The organism is Sphingomonas sp. Xoc002, assembly GCF_050408055.1.
Taxonomy (GTDB): domain Bacteria; phylum Pseudomonadota; class Alphaproteobacteria; order Sphingomonadales; family Sphingomonadaceae; genus Sphingomonas; species Sphingomonas yabuuchiae.
On record NZ_CP191175.1, the window covers coordinates 1104953 to 1119169 of the forward strand.

General features: G+C 68.9%; 11 protein-coding genes. 5 read left to right on the forward strand and 6 right to left on the reverse strand.

Going from position 1 to position 14217, the window contains the following annotated elements:
• Positions 1-16: 16 nt before the first annotated feature.
• The 5 genes from ACQR50_RS05115 to ACQR50_RS05135 form a co-directional block, all read right to left on the reverse strand.
• On the reverse strand, positions 17-1141 hold the full coding sequence (locus ACQR50_RS05115) for a CaiB/BaiF CoA transferase family protein (RefSeq protein ID WP_428970064.1): 1125 nt from the start codon (positions 1139-1141) through the stop codon (positions 17-19).
• Between the two features lie 148 nt (positions 1142-1289).
• A complete protein-coding gene (locus ACQR50_RS05120; protein ID WP_428970065.1) occupies positions 1290-2474 on the reverse strand; it encodes an acyl-CoA dehydrogenase in 1185 nt (394 codons plus the stop codon).
• A gap of 211 nt (positions 2475-2685) precedes the next feature.
• Entirely contained in the window at positions 2686-4818 is a 2133-nt protein-coding gene (locus ACQR50_RS05125) for a TonB-dependent receptor (protein WP_428970066.1), read from the reverse strand.
• Positions 4819-4893: 75 nt separating this feature from the next.
• Positions 4894-5247: a hypothetical protein gene (locus tag ACQR50_RS05130; protein WP_428970067.1), complete on the reverse strand. Its 354-nt coding sequence runs from the start codon at positions 5245-5247 to the stop codon at positions 4894-4896.
• Positions 5244-5420, reverse strand: a complete 177-nt coding sequence (locus ACQR50_RS05135; RefSeq protein WP_168371576.1) for a hypothetical protein — start codon at positions 5418-5420, stop codon at positions 5244-5246. The genes ACQR50_RS05130 and ACQR50_RS05135 overlap by 4 nt, the downstream gene beginning before the upstream one ends.
• Positions 5421-5516: 96 nt before the next feature.
• Here ACQR50_RS05135 and ACQR50_RS05140 point away from each other — a divergent pair, with 96 nt between their 5' ends.
• Complete coding sequence (locus ACQR50_RS05140; RefSeq protein ID WP_428970068.1) at positions 5517-6134, forward strand: S24 family peptidase; 618 nt, start codon at positions 5517-5519, stop codon at positions 6132-6134.
• A gap of 137 nt (positions 6135-6271) precedes the next feature.
• On the opposite strand, the gene ACQR50_RS05145 is transcribed toward ACQR50_RS05140, so the two are convergent.
• A complete protein-coding gene (locus ACQR50_RS05145; protein ID WP_428970069.1) occupies positions 6272-6457 on the reverse strand; it encodes a hypothetical protein in 186 nt (61 codons plus the stop codon).
• Between the two features lie 146 nt (positions 6458-6603).
• Between ACQR50_RS05145 and ACQR50_RS05150 the strand changes: the two genes are divergently transcribed.
• From ACQR50_RS05150 to ACQR50_RS05165, 4 genes are all read left to right on the forward strand, one after another.
• Positions 6604-6831 carry a hypothetical protein gene (locus ACQR50_RS05150; RefSeq protein WP_056439331.1) on the forward strand — a complete coding sequence of 76 codons (228 nt, stop codon included), beginning with the start codon at positions 6604-6606 and terminating at the stop codon, positions 6829-6831.
• 112 nt (positions 6832-6943) lie between these two features.
• Positions 6944-8962: an autotransporter assembly complex protein TamA gene (locus tag ACQR50_RS05155; protein WP_428970070.1), complete on the forward strand. Its 2019-nt coding sequence runs from the start codon at positions 6944-6946 to the stop codon at positions 8960-8962.
• Positions 8959-13113: a translocation/assembly module TamB domain-containing protein gene (locus ACQR50_RS05160; RefSeq protein WP_428970071.1), complete on the forward strand. Its 4155-nt coding sequence runs from the start codon at positions 8959-8961 to the stop codon at positions 13111-13113. Before ACQR50_RS05155 ends, ACQR50_RS05160 begins: the two co-directional genes overlap by 4 nt.
• A gap of 39 nt (positions 13114-13152) precedes the next feature.
• Positions 13153-14127 carry a quinone oxidoreductase family protein gene (locus tag ACQR50_RS05165; RefSeq protein ID WP_428970072.1) on the forward strand — a complete coding sequence of 325 codons (975 nt, stop codon included), beginning with the start codon at positions 13153-13155 and terminating at the stop codon, positions 14125-14127.
• Positions 14128-14217 lie beyond the last annotated feature (90 nt).

The following is a 14217-nucleotide window of genomic DNA, read 5'->3' on the forward strand; positions in this document are numbered from 1 at the left end:
ATGCCGGGGCAGGGGGCTACCGATCCAGCATCGGCGCGGCGCGATCGAGGGCGAGGTCCGCATCGGAAAAGCGGATCGGGGTGCGTATGCCCGGCACGGTCGAACCGTCGGGCCGTTCGGGCTGGATGGCCAGACCGCGCGCGACGACCTGCGGGTCGGCAAAGGCCTGTTCGACCGTGTTGATCGGCCCCGCCGGCACGCCTGCCGCCTCCAGGGCCATGAGAAGTTCGTCGCGCGGCCAGCGGGCGGTCGCGGCTTCGATGATCGGCGTCAGCGTGGCGCGATGTTCGCAGCGCAGGGCATTGGTCGCGTACAGCGGATCGTCGCCGTCGATCCCGACGACGTTCGCGAAACGGCGGAACTGCGCGTCGTTGCCGACCGCCAGGATGAACCAGCCGTCACTCGCCGGGAACGCCGCATAGGGCACGATGTTGGGATGGGCATTGCCCAGCCGGGTCGGCGTCTTCCCCGAGGCAAGATAGTTCATCGCCTGGTTCGCCAGCACGCCGGTCATCGTATCGAGCAGCGCCATGTCGACCTGCTGACCGCGCCCCGTCCGCGTCCGCATGTGCAGAGCCGCCTGGATCGCGATGACGGCATAAAGCCCCGTCATGATGTCGGCGAGCGCCACGCCGATCTTCTGGGGTGCCCCGCCGGGCTCGCCGGTCAGGTCCATGATGCCGCTCATGCCCTGCACGATGAAGTCGTATCCGGCGCGCGGCGCATAGGGGCCGTCCTGGCCGAAGCCGGTGATCGAGCAATAGATCAGGCGGGGATTGACCGCCGACAGGCTGTCATAGTCCAGGCCGTAGCGGGCCAGGCCGCCGAGCTTGAAATTCTCGATGACGATATCGGCGTCGGCGATCAGCGCGTAGACCTTGGCTTGTCCCTCGGGCGTGGCGAAGTCGGCGACGACCGAGGTCTTGCCGCGATTGGCGGCGTGGAAATAGGCGGCGTCCTGCGTCCCGTCGGGATTGGGGATGAAGGGCGGCCCCCAACGGCGCGTATCATCCCCCTCGGGGCTTTCGACCTTGACCACTTCCGCGCCGAGATCGGCCAGCACCTGCCCCGCCCACGGACCGGCGAGGATGCGGGCCAGCTCGACGACCTTCAGACCAGCGAGGGGGGCGGGTCTGGTCATATCTCAATCCTCCCCAAGCTGTGCTTGGGGAGGGGGACCGTCGTGCCAGCGATGGTGGAGGGGCCGGACGGACCGGCCAAGCCCCTCCACCACGCCCTGCGGGCGCGGTCCCCCTCCCCATCATAGATGGGGAGGAATGGCGCAGCGATCAAAACGCCGCGATCCCGGTGATGGCGCGGCCCAGGATCAGCGCGTGGACGTCGTGCGCGCCTTCATAGGTGTTGACCGTCTCCAGGTTCATCAGGTGGCGCATCACCTGATATTCCCCCGAAATGCCGTTGCCGCCATGCATGTCGCGGGCGACGCGGGCGATATCCAGCGCCTTGCCGACATTGTTGCGCTTGACGATCGAGATCATCTCCGGCGCGAACCGGCCTTCGTCCATCAGCCGCCCGACACGAAGCGACGCCTGCAAGCCCAGCGCGATCTCGGTTTCCATATCGGCCAGCTTCTTCTGGTAGAGTTGCGTCGCGGCCAGCGGTCGTCCGAACTGCTTGCGGTCCAGGCCATATTGCCGCGCGGCGTGGAAACAGAATTCTGCCGCGCCCAGCGCCCCCCAGCTGATGCCGTAGCGCGCACGGTTGAGGCAGCCGAACGGCCCCTTCAGCCCCTCGACATGCGGCAGCAGCGCGTCCTCGCCGACCGCCACCTCGTCCATCATCACCATGCCGGTGATCGAGGCGCGCAGGGACAGCTTGTTCTCGATCTTCGGCGCGGACAGGCCCTTCATGCCCTTTTCCAGCACGAAGCCCCGGATCGCGCCGCCATGCGCCTCCGACTTGGCCCAGATCACGAAGACATCGGCGATGGGCGAGTTGGAGATCCAGGTCTTGGCGCCCGACAGGACATAGCCGCCCTCGACTTGCCTGGCGGTGGTGCGCATGCCCCCGGGGTCGGAACCGGCATCGGGTTCGGTCAGGCCGAAACAGCCGATCCACGCGCCGCTCGCCAGCCTGGGCAGATAACGGCTCTTCTGTTCGTCCGAGCCGTAGGCATGGATCGGATACATGACGAGGCTGGACTGCACGCTCATCATCGAGCGGTAACCGCTGTCGATCCGCTCCACCTCACGCGCGATCAGGCCATAGGCGACATAGGATGCGCCGACGCCGCCAAACTCCTCCGGGATGGTGGGGCCGAGCAGGCCCAGCTCGCCCATCTCGCGGAAGATGTCGGGATCGGTATGTTCGTTGGCAAAGGCGTCGATGATGCGCGGGGCCAGCCGGTCGTCGGCATAGGCGCGCGCGGTGTCGCGGATCATCCGCTCGTCATCGCTCAGCTGGTCGTCGAGCAGGAACGGGTCCGCCCAGTCGAACTTGCCCATCGGGGACATTGTTTTCTCTCCTTATGTCCCCGCTTCTCGGGAAGGCGGCACGCTTTGTCCACCCCCGGTGCCTATTCCTCCCCTGCAAGGGGAGGGGGACCATGCGCAGCATGGTGGAGGGGTGTCACCCGTGGTGAGGGTAGGAAGCCTCGCCAGCCGGGACACCCCTCCGACAGGCCTTCGGCCTGCCACCTCCCCTGCAAGGGGAGGAAAGACTGGCTTACAGCTTGAAGCTGAGCGTCGCGCGCAGGTCGCGACCGCTGAGCGGGGCGAAGTCCTTCAGCACGCTGGCATGACGGCGGGCGTCGACATCGAAGATATTGTTGGCCGACAGGGTCAGCGTCGTCGGATTGACCGCGCCCCACGGCTTCAACTGGACCGAGGCATTGACCAGGGTGAAGCCGTCGGTCGGCGTTTCCAGACCCAGCACACGGGTCTGCTTGAAGCTGCGCTCCACCTCGACGCGTGCGTTCACGCTGTCCGAATGCGCTTCCAGCCCGCCGAGCAGGCGCAGCGGCGGGATGCGCGGGGCAGGGCCGGTGCCGATGATCTGGGCATGAACATAATCGCCCAGCAGGTCGGCATTGATCGCATAGCCGCCGATCGTGGCAAGCCGCAGCGAGCCCTCCGCCTCGATGCCGTAATAGCGGGCATCGGCCTGGGCATAGGTGAAGCAGGGCAGGTCGACCTCGCGACCCGACGGCGCGGCAGCGGCTTCGCACGGACCCTGCTGGACCAGCGCGTCATAGATATAGTTGGAGAAGCGGTTGTAATAGGCCGAGGCGTCGAAGCTATAGCCTTCGCCATGGCCGTGGACGGTCGCCTCGATGCCCCAGCTCGACTCCTTCTTGAAGTCCGGATTGCCCAGCTCATAGGCTTCGGTCCCGGCGTGCGGCCCGTTGGCGAACAGTTCCTCGGCGGACGGTGCGCGTTCGGTGCGTGACAGGTTCAGGCCCGCCCGCCAGTCGGGCGCGAAGCCATAGCTGGCGCCGATCGAGCCCGAAAAGGCGTCGAAGCTGCGCTGACCGCGGAAGAAGCGGTCGTCGCTGACGGCCGTCCGCGCAGTCAGCGAGGTATGCTCATAGCGCGCCCCGGCCTCCATCTTGAAGGCGCCGCGATCCAGCTGTTGCAGGGTGAACAGGCCCACCTGCGCGGTGTTGTTGCGCGGCAGGAACGCCTCCTCGCCGCGCACGTCGAAGTCGCGGTTGAAGAATTGCACGCCCGACGCACCCTGCCAGCCATTGCGCTTGGTCTGGACCAGTTCCAGGCGGCTTTCGATGCCCTTGTTGTAGAAAGCAGTGCCGACCTCGCCATCCTCTTCCAGCTCGAAGTGGCGATATTCGGCGGCACCGGCGCGCAGGCGGATGCGGTCGAGGAAGCCGCCGCCCGTCTCGATCTCGCCGCGCAGGTCGAGGCGGTTCTGGAACAAGCTGAGGCGCGGGGCTTCGGGTTCCTCGCTGCCCGGCGTCAGGGCGTAGCGGACCGGCACGCCGTACAGGCTGTCATAATGGCTGTACGCGATGCCCAGCGAGCCGGTGTCGGTGATCAGCGACCCGCCGACCCCCGCCGTCCATGTCTCGCTGGCGGTATTGGGCAGGCGGCCGCGCAGGTTGGCGACACCCGCAAAGTCGAGCGGGTCGTTGGGGGCCTGCGCCGCCGAGGCCTGGGCCTCGGCACGGGCACGCGGGGACAGGACGTAGCCGCCGATCTTCAGATCGTCGGTCTTCAGGTACGATCCATCGGCGTGCAGCACGAACTGCTTGCCGACCGCGACATCCGCCGCGCCCGCGACCGAACGTTCGGTCGCGGCCGAGCCATAGGTCGCCATGCCCGACAGGCGATAGCCCTTTTCCGGTACCGAGCGAGGGATGCGCGTGTCGATGACGTTGACCACGCCACCCACCGCCGACGATCCGAACAGCAGCGCGGAGGGGCCGCGCAGCACCTCGACCCGCTCGGCGAGCAGCGGGTTGATGACGACGGCATGGTCGACGCTGGTGTTCGATACGTCGATCGAGCCGATCCCGTCGGTCAGCACGCGGATACGCTCGCCCTGGAAACCGCGCAGCACGGGGCGCGAGGCGTTGGGGCCGAACGACGTCGCCGACACGCCCGGCTGGCGCGCCAGCGTCTCGCCGATGGTCGGGCGGATCGAGCGTTCCAACTCCGCGCCGGTGACGATCGAGGTGCCCGACAGCACATCGGCCTCTGACTGCTGGACCGGTGCGGTCACGACGATCTCACGGCCGCGATTGGTAGCCATGGCATTGGCGGTCTGCGCGGTGGCGGGAGCGGCCAGCAGGCTGGCAAGCGCGGTGGCGGACAGGCCGGACAGGAGGACGGGCTTGAACAAGGGACGGCTCCGATTTGTGATGCCATGCCGACTACAGTCTTGTTACAACATATCAAGGAAAATTTCATGCGCCTGTCATCCGTTCGCCGCGTCTTGACACAGCAGGACACGCAACCGGCATGGCTCCGCCTCCACCGCGATGTCGGCGATCAGGTCGCGGCCGAGCGGAATGTCCGCCTCGGGCAGAGCGGCCAGCCAGCGGGTCAGGGCGGGGCCGGGCATGGCGTCGAGTGTCAGGGCGATCACCGATCCGCTGAACGTCGCCGAGCACCAGGGTTCGACCATGGCGACGGTCAACCGCACCACGCATCCGGTGCGCGCCGCATGGGCCACCAGCGTGCGGGCCAGCCGTTCGCCACGATCGGCGGGGCGGCGGCAGGGGATGGTGCGCGGCGGCATGGCACGCTCGATCCGGGCATGGACGGTCATGCGGTCTGTCCCTTGATGAAGGCGGTGACGCGCGCGATCATCTCAGGCCCCGGCTCGCGCCCCTTGCGCAGGTCGCTGACTAGCCGAGGATCGTTGACCGCCAGCCGCCCGAACTTCGTCTCGGGCATGAGGCTGGCTTTCAGATAGCGGTCGATCATGCGCAACAATTCCATGGACATTCTCCCAAAGTCCGATTCCTGTTCCGCTGTTCATGATCTGTTCCGATTTCCAACTTGTCTAGGAAAAATCCTATGGCTATATTCGGTCCTATGGCGGAGGCGGATATCAGGGTGACATTACAGGCGCTTGCGGCAGACGCCCGGGTGAGCCTGGCGGCATTGTCGCGGATGATCGGGCGCAACGATGCCTATCTCCAGCAATTCGTGCAGCGCGGCACGCCGCGTGTGCTGGCCGAAGGCGACCGGCGGCAGCTGGCGGAGTTTTTCGGGGTGGCCGAGACGCGGCTGGGGGCAGTGGCTGCCACCGGACCGATGCTGGTGCCCCGGCTGGCCGTGGCGGCGTCGGCGGGGCCGGGGGCGACGGTCGATGACGAGGTGATGATCGGTGTCGAGGCGATCGATCGCGGGCTGGCCCGGCGGCTGGGCCTGAGCGACGGGGCGGCTTCGGTGATCCGGGTGCGGGGGGATTCGATGGCGCCGGGGCTGCTCGACGGCGATCATCTGGTGGTCGACCAGCGCGATGTCCGGCCCAATGCGCGCGGCGGGCTTTACGTGATCCGGGTCGGCGATGCGCTGATGGTCAAGCGGGTAAGGCTGGGGGCAGGGGGGCTGGTCGCCACCAGCGACAACCCCGCCGCGCCGCCTGTGCCGGACGGTCCGATCGCTGTGATCGGGCGCGTCGTCTGGCAGATGCGCTTGCCTTCCTGATCCTCCCCGCTCGCGGGGAGGGGGACCGTCGCGTCAGCGACGGTGGAGGGGGATTGCGACGAGGGACGACCTTTGTGGAAGCCCCCCTCCGTCAGGCCTTCGGCCTGCCACCTCCCCGAACCGGGGAGGATTATGACTTACCTACCCCGCCACCAGATCAGCAGTGCCACAGCGACCCCGACCGCCAGTCCGATCAAAACCCCCATGGTGACCTCGCCGGTCGCCAGCCCCGCGACGATCCCGCCGACCACGCCCAATGCGATGAAGATGCCCCCGGCATGAGCGGAAGACTGGGGAGAGCGCGGTCTTTGCGGGTCGGTCATGGCGCCATTCCTGCCATGCGCGGGGGCACGAAACCAGCCATCCATGGTCGAAATCGGGTTAACCATTTCAGGGGGTGGTTAAATTCATAACCCGCGCCTAGGGGTGCCCTCCGAAGTTTCACAGCGCGGTTCCGGGGGGAGATTCCATGCGCGATTTTCGCGACGCCTATGTCGCGCCGTTCCTGACCGATCGAGACGTGGCGGACGCCGCCGAGATGATGGAAACCTTTGGCCTGGCGGCAAGCGGCGAAGCGGCCGCGCGCGCCGATCGCAGTCGCGATCAGGGCAATCACATCCATTTCTGCCGCTGGCGCCAGATCGAGCGGCTGATCGACCTGTTGTCCAGCGAAGAGGCGATCGGCACCGTTCACTAGGTGGACCGTCCGGCGGACCCGAAGCGCTTCGCGACGACCGGATCCGCAAATCTGTCTAGATGATGGTGCTTTGGGGTGTCGCTGTCGCATCCGCGCGGCTAGGGATTGGCGCATGATGGTCCGCGTCGGGCGGCCGCGCCGCTCGGCCGCCATCATATGCTTGGCAATGGGTCTTGGCGGCGCGGGCTGGCCCGCCGTTGCGGCTGCGCAGGTCGCGAGCCCCGCTGCCCCGCCGACGTCCACGACGCCTATGGGGCAGACGATACCGGGCAGCGACCTGCCCGACGATCCGACCATGCTCGACCCCTCGGCCCCGCTGGCGCCCCTGCCGGAGATCGGCGTCGCCTGGCCCGATCTGGCGACCGCGCCGGGCGATCCGATGGCGACCATGGCCGCCACCGTCGATGCTGCGGCCGAGCGGCGCTATCGCTGGCGGGTCGACGGGATCGACGGCGCGGGCGAGCTGGTCCGCCAGCGTTTCGAGCAACTCTCCACCCTCGACGCCAATGACGGCGAGCCCGCCAACGCCGCGCAACTCGACCGGCGCGCGCGCGAGGATGCCCAGCTGCTGACCAATTTGCTGCGCGGGGCGGGCTATTACGACGCGCAGGTGACGACCCGGATCGAGCCGGGCAACGAGCCGACCGTCCTGCTGGAGGCGGTGCCCGGCAATCTCTATCGCTTCGCCGGTGTGACGCTGGATGGGGTGACGGCGGCGGGGGACAAGGCCGCGCCGCTGGAAAAGGCGTTCGGGATCAAGCCGGGCGATCCGGTGAATGCCGATACCATCGTCGCGGGCGAGGCGCGGCTGAAGACCGTGGTGGGCGAGGAGGGCTTCCCCTTCGCCAAGGTGGGCGATCCGCAGATCGTGGTCGACCGCGCCGCGCGCACCGCGACGCTGGACCTGACGGTCGATCCGGGGTCGTCCCGCCGCTATGGACGGATCGTGATGGCGAACGACACGCTGTTCGACGCCAAACATGTCCAGGAGATCGCCCGCTTCTCGCCCGGCCAGCCTTACGACTCCGCCGGACTGGACGATCTGCGCCGCGCGCTGGTGCAGACGGGCCTCGTGTCGTCGGTCGAGGTGAAGCCCGTGCCCGGCGACACGCCCGAGACGGTGAACATCGCCGTCGCGTTGGAACCCGCGCCGCCGCACACCATCGCGGGCGAGCTGGGTTACGGCACCGGCGAGGGCGCGAGCGCGACGGTGAATTGGACCGACCGCAACCTCTTCCCGCCCGAGGGCGCGCTGACCTTGCGCAGCGTGCTCGGCACGCGCGAACAGCTGGGCGCGGTCGTGTTCCGCCGCAACAATTTCCAGGGCCGCGACCGGGTGCTGACCGCGCAATTCTCGGCCGCGCACATCCTGCGCGACGCCTATGAGGCCAAGACGCTGTCGCTGTCGGCGGGACTGGAGCGCCAGACGAACATCTTCTTCCAGAAGACCTGGACCTGGTCGCTGGGGGGCGAGCTGCTGACCTCCGACGAGCGCGACGTGATCGAGAGCACTGGGCAGCCGCGCAGGCGAACCTTCTTCATCGGCGCCCTGCCAACCAGCCTGAATTACGACGGCTCGGACGACCTGCTGAACCCGACGCGCGGCTTCCGGCTGGGCGGGCGGATCAGCCCGGAGGTGTCGTTGCAGGGCAGCGTGTTCGGCTATACCCGGACCCAGATCGATGCGAGCCTCTACCACCCGTTCGGCGACCGGGTGGTGCTGGCCGCGCGAACCCGGCTGGGTACGATATTGGGGGCGCCGCGCGACCAGATCGCGCCGTCGCGGCGTTTCTATGCGGGCGGCGGCGCTTCGGTGCGCGGCTATGGTTTCCAGGCGATCGGGCCGCGCGACGCGAACAACGACCCGATCGGCGGGCGCAGCCTGGCCGAGTTCTCGATCGAGGCGCGGGTGCGCACCTTCGGGAATTTCGGCGTGGTGCCCTTTCTGGATGCGGGTAACATCTCCACCTCGCCGCTGCCGCGCCTGACGGGCCTACGCTTCGGCACCGGGCTGGGCGTGCGATATTATTCCAATTTCGGGCCGATCCGCCTCGATGTCGGCACCCCGCTCAATCCGCAAAAGGGCGATAGTCGGGTCGCGGTCTATGTCTCGCTGGGACAGGCGTTTTGACCGAGGATGTGGAGCCCGCACCTGTCGCGCGGCGCGGCTTTCGTTGGGGGCGTGCGGTCGCGATCGCGGTGGCGGCGCTGGTCGGTATCGTGCTGGCGGCGCTGGGCATCGTCGATACCTCGATCGGGCACCGCTGGGTCGCGGACCGGATCGCGACCATCCGCACGCCAACGGGACTTCGTTTCTCCGTGGGGCGGATCGACGGGTCGCTTTATGCCGATATGCGGCTGGTCGACCTGCGCGTCTATGATCTGGACGGGCTGCTGGTGCAGGTGCCGCAGGCGCGGCTCGACTGGCGGCCCCTGAACTGGGCGCGCGGCACGCTCGACATCCGCCGGGTCGAGGCCGCGACGGCGACGCTGTTCCATGTGCCGCATACCCGGAGCACGGGGCGGCAGACCCCGATCCTGCCCGATTTCGATATCCGCATCGACCGGTTGCGGCTCGACCGGCTGGTCCTCGCGCCGCGCGTGCTGGGCCGCGAGCGGGTGGCGAAGGTCGAGGGGCGGGCGGACATTCGCGACGGCCGTGCGGTCGTCACGCTGAACGGGGTGGTGGCGGGCAGCGACCGGCTACGCCTGCATCTCGACGCGCGGCCGGATTACAACCGTTTCGATCTGGCGGTCGAGGCGCGGGGCGCGAAGGACGGCGTGCTGGCCAGGGCGGCGGGCGTCCGTGCCCCCGTCTCGCTCGACGTTGCCGGGGCGGGACGCTGGACGCGCTGGGACGGTGTGGCAAAAGGCCGGATCGGCGGACAGCGTGCGGTCGACCTGCGTCTGTCGGCCCAGGCGGGCCGATACGCCCTGTCGGGACAGATCGCGCCATCGCTGGTGCTGCATGGGCGGCTCCAGCGGCTGACCGCGCCGCGCGTCATCGTCGCCGGACAGGCCGATTTTGCCGACCGCCAGTTGAACGGCGCATTGGTCCTGCGTTCGCCCGCATTGCGTGTGAAGGCGCGGGGCGTCGTCGATCTGGGCGCGAACCGGTTCGAGGGGCTGCGCGTCGACGCCAGGCTGGTCCGGCCCGAGGCATTGTTCCGCAACATGAGCGGACAGGCGATCGCCATGACCCTGCGGCTCGACGGGGCGTTCGACCGGGCGGCATTCGACTATCGGCTGGCGGCGACGCGCTTCGCCTTCGACCAGACCGGGTTCGAGCAGGCCGTCGCGACGGGCAAGGGCCGGTTGCAGGGCCGCTGGCCCTTGACCCTGCCGGTGCGCTTCACCGCGACGCGGGTGACCGGCGTGGGCGAGGCGGCGGGGGGCATCCTCCACCGGCTGTCGGCGGCGGGCGACCTACGCATCACCCCGCGTGAGATCATGGGGCAGGGGCTGGCGCTCCGCTCGGACAAGTTGGCGGGGCGACTGAACCTGCGCATCGACCTGACCAACGGGCGTTATGACGTCGGGCTGGACGGCGCGCTTCAGCGTTACCTCATCCCTGGCCTCGGCATCGTCGATGTGAAATCGCGCCTGTCCGCCGTGCCCGGCCCGGACGGCCATGGCACGCGTGTCGTCGGGCGTGGCGAAGCCCAGGTCCGGCGGCTCGACAACGCCTTTCTCCGATCGCTGGTGGGCGGGCTGCCGCACCTGACCACCGATCTGGAGCGCGGCACCGACGGCGTCTTCCATTTCCGCCGCCTGGTGCTGACCGGACCCGACATCCGCCTGACCGGCGAGGCGATCCGGCGGCGCGACGGCACCTTCCACTTTGTCGGCGGCGGGCGGCAGCGGAGCTATGGCCCGGTCCAGATGGTGCTGGACGGGCGGATCGACCGGCCGACGCTCGACCTGCTGCTCGCCTCGCCCAATGCGGCGATGGGCCTGCGCGACGTGCGGCTGCATCTGGACTCCAATGATCAGGGCTTTGCCTTCCGCGCCGCAGGCGGCTCGCGGCTGGGGCCGTTCCAGGCGGGCGGGGCGATCCTGCTGCCGCGCGGGCAGAATGCGGTGATCCAGATTCAGCCTCTGCTGGTCGCGGGGGCGCGGGCGACGGGCGCACTCACCGTCGTGCCGGGCGGTTTCGCGGGGCGCATGGACATCGGCAGCGGCGGCCTGTCGGGCGAGCTGCTGTTCCGCCCGGTCGGCGAGGTTCAGCGGATCGAGGCGCATCTGGCCGCACGCCAGGCGCAGATTTCGGGGGTGACCGTCCGACAGGGCCGCGTCGACCTGATCGCGCTGCTCGATCCCGCCGGAGCCTCGGTCGAGGGCACGGCCAATGCGCAAGGGCTGCGGCGCGGCGCGTTCAACATCGCGCAACTGACCGGCACCGCCCGGATGCGCGGCGGCAACGGCGAAGTGCGGGTCGGCATTTCGGGATCGCGCGGCCGTGCCTTTTCGATCCAGACCGTGACGCAGGTTGCGCCCGATCGTTTCTCGACCACGGCGCAGGGGACGCTCGACCGGCGGCCGTTGCAATTGCTGTCGCCAGCCGTCGTCACCCGTGACGGCGACGGCTGGGCGCTTGCGCCGACGCGGTTGAGCTTTGCGGGCGGCGAAGCGACGCTGGCGGGCCGGTTCGACCGGGACTCGACCGCGATCCAGGCCAGCCTGACGCGGATGCCGCTCGCCGTGCTCGATATCGGCTATCCGGGGCTGGGGCTGGGCGGCACCGCGACCGGCACGCTGACCGTCCGCCAGGCGACGGGCGCGCCGACCGGCAAGGCGGACCTGACCATCCGGGGTCTGACCCGGGCGGGCCTCGTCCTGACCTCTCGCCCGATCGACATGGGTGTGGCGGGTGTGCTGTCCGCCGACCGATTGGGCGTGCGCGCGGTCATGGCCTCGGGCGGCAAGATCATCGGGCGCGGCCAGGCGCTGATTATGCCCGGCGGCGCAGGCGACTGGGCCAGCCGGATGCAGGCGGGACGGCTGATCGCACAGCTTCGTTATGCCGGACCCGCCGATACGCTGTGGCGGCTGACCGGGGTCGAGATGTTCGACCTGTCCGGCCCGGTCGCGATCGGCGCGGACGTGACGGGATCGCTGAGCCAGCCGGTCATCCGGGGCGCGGTGAAGGCGGTCGGCGCGCGGATCGAGAGTGCGACCACCGGCACCGTCCTGACCGACGTGCAGGCCAGCGGCCGGTTCGGCGGATCGCGCCTCGTCATCGATCGTTTCGCCGCGCAGGCGGGCAAGGACGGGCGGGTCAGCGGCACCGGCCAGTTCGACTTCGCCGCCGCCAAGGGGGTCGGCCTCGATCTGTCGCTCAACGCCGCCAATGCGACAATGATCGCGCGCGACGATATCGGTGCGACCGTGACCGGGCCGCTGACCTTCCATTCCGATGGCGCGGGCGGCACGATCGCGGGCGATGTGGTGCTGAACCGCAGCCGCTATCGGCTGGGCCGCGCGACGGCGGCGACCGCCGTGCCGCAGCTCAACATCCGCGAGATCAATATCCCGGGCGGCGGCGAGGAGGACGATGTCCCGCGCAAGCCCTGGACGCTGGCCGTGAAGGCGCGCGCGCCGGGCGGGCTGATCGTGTCGGGCCTGGGGCTGAACAGCGAATGGTCGGCGGACCTGAAGATCGGCGGGACGCCGGACAATCCGGCGATCACCGGCCAGGCGACGCTGATCCGCGGCGATTATGAATTTGCAGGCCGCGAGTTCGATCTGGCACGCGGCATCATCCGCTTCGGCGGCGAGGTGCCTGCCAACCCCGCTCTCGACATCGCGGCCAACGCCAATGTCCAGGGCCTGAGCGCGACGATCCGCGTGACCGGCACCGCGCTGAAGCCCGAGATAGGCTTTTCCAGCACGCCCGCACTGCCCAATGACGAGCTGCTCTCGCGCCTGCTCTTCGGCACCTCGATCGCCAGCCTGTCCGCGCCGGAAGCGTTGCAGCTCGCCGCCGCCGTCGCCGCTCTGCAGGATGGCGGCAACGGGCTGAACCCGATCAACGCGGTGCGGCGCGCGGCGGGGCTGGACCGGCTTCGCGTGCTGCCCGCCGACGTCCAGATCGGCCGCGCCACTTCCGTGGCGGCGGGCAAGTACATCACCCGGCGTTTCTATGCCGAAATCATCACCGACGGGCAGGGCTATTCGGCGACGCAGATCGAGTTCCAGGTGACGCGCTGGCTGTCGCTGCTCTCCAGCATCTCGACGCTGGGGCGGCAGAATGTGAATGTGCGGATATCCAGGGACTATTGAGACGTTGGCCCGCGCGAATGCGAACAGGAGTTTGTCGCCATGGAAAAGACCGCCTTCATCGACAAGACCGGCGGGCCCGAGGTCATCCAGTGGCGTGACGAGCAACTGCCCCCGCCCGCGCCGGGCGAGGTGCGGATGCGCCACCATGCGGTCGGGCTGAACTATATCGACACCTATCACCGCAGCGGGCTGTACCCGATCGACCTGCCGGGCAAGCTGGGCTCCGAGGCGGCGGGCGTGGTCGAGGCGGTGGGTGAGGGTGTGGCCGACTTCGCGGTCGGCGACCGGGTGGGCGTGTTCGGCCCGGCGCGCGGGGCCTATGCCACGGCGCGCAACGTCGCGGCCGACCTGCTGGTGCCGCTGCCCGACCATGTCGACGACCGGACGGCGGCGGCGATCCTGCTGAAGGGCGCGACGACCGCTTTCCTGATCGAGGATTGCGCGAAGGTACAACCCGGCTGGACCGTGCTGGTCCATGCGGCGGCGGGCGGGGTCGGGCATCTCGCGGTCGGTTGGTTGAAGGCGATCGGCGCGACCGTGATCGCGACTGTCGGGTCCGAGGCCAAGGCGGAGAAGGCCCGCGCGGCGGGGGCCGATCATGTCATTCTCAACCGGCAGGAAGACGTCGCCGCCCGCGTGGGCGAGATCACCGGCGGCGCGGGCGTGCCCGTGGTGCTGGACGGCGTGGGCAAGGCGACCTGGGAAGCCTCGCTGAACAGCACGGCGCGGCGCGGGCTGGTAGTCAGCTTCGGCAATGCCTCGGGTGCGGTGGACAGCGTCAATCTGGGCATCCTGGCCGCGAAGGGCTCGCTGTTCGTGACCCGTCCGACCTTGTTCGACTATGCCGTCACGTCGGACGAGAAACGCAGCCTGATCGCGCGGGTCTTCGCGATGCTGGAAAAGGGCGCGATTACGCCGGAGATCGGCCAGTCCTTCGCGCTGACCGATGCGGCCGAGGCGCACCGGGCGATCGAAGCGGGGGAGACGGTGGGAAGTACGGTTCTTATTCCGTAAGGGCGCGCATGGGCTTCGACTTCGGGTGTTTGGTGTGATCTGCCCCAACCCCGTTCAGGCTGAGCGAAGTCGAAGCCCAAGGGATACACC

Excerpts from the sequence above, each read along its gene's own strand:
- ACQR50_RS05120 (WP_428970065.1), bottom strand. The coding sequence starts at position 2,474 with ATGTCCCCGATGGGCAAGTTCGACTGGGCGGACCCGTTCCTGCTCGAC.
- ACQR50_RS05130 (WP_428970067.1), bottom strand. The coding sequence starts at position 5,247 with ATGACCGTCCATGCCCGGATCGAGCGTGCCATGCCGCCGCGCACCATC.
- ACQR50_RS05165 (WP_428970072.1), top strand. The coding sequence starts at position 13,153 with ATGGAAAAGACCGCCTTCATCGACAAGACCGGCGGGCCCGAGGTCATC.
- ACQR50_RS05155 (WP_428970070.1), top strand. The coding sequence starts at position 6,944 with ATGATGGTCCGCGTCGGGCGGCCGCGCCGCTCGGCCGCCATCATATGC.
- ACQR50_RS05115 (WP_428970064.1), bottom strand. The coding sequence starts at position 1,141 with ATGACCAGACCCGCCCCCCTCGCTGGTCTGAAGGTCGTCGAGCTGGCC.
- ACQR50_RS05135 (WP_168371576.1), bottom strand. The coding sequence starts at position 5,420 with ATGGAATTGTTGCGCATGATCGACCGCTATCTGAAAGCCAGCCTCATG.
- ACQR50_RS05145 (WP_428970069.1), bottom strand. The coding sequence starts at position 6,457 with ATGACCGACCCGCAAAGACCGCGCTCTCCCCAGTCTTCCGCTCATGCC.
- ACQR50_RS05140 (WP_428970068.1), top strand. The coding sequence starts at position 5,517 with ATGGCGGAGGCGGATATCAGGGTGACATTACAGGCGCTTGCGGCAGAC.
- ACQR50_RS05150 (WP_056439331.1), top strand. The coding sequence starts at position 6,604 with ATGCGCGATTTTCGCGACGCCTATGTCGCGCCGTTCCTGACCGATCGA.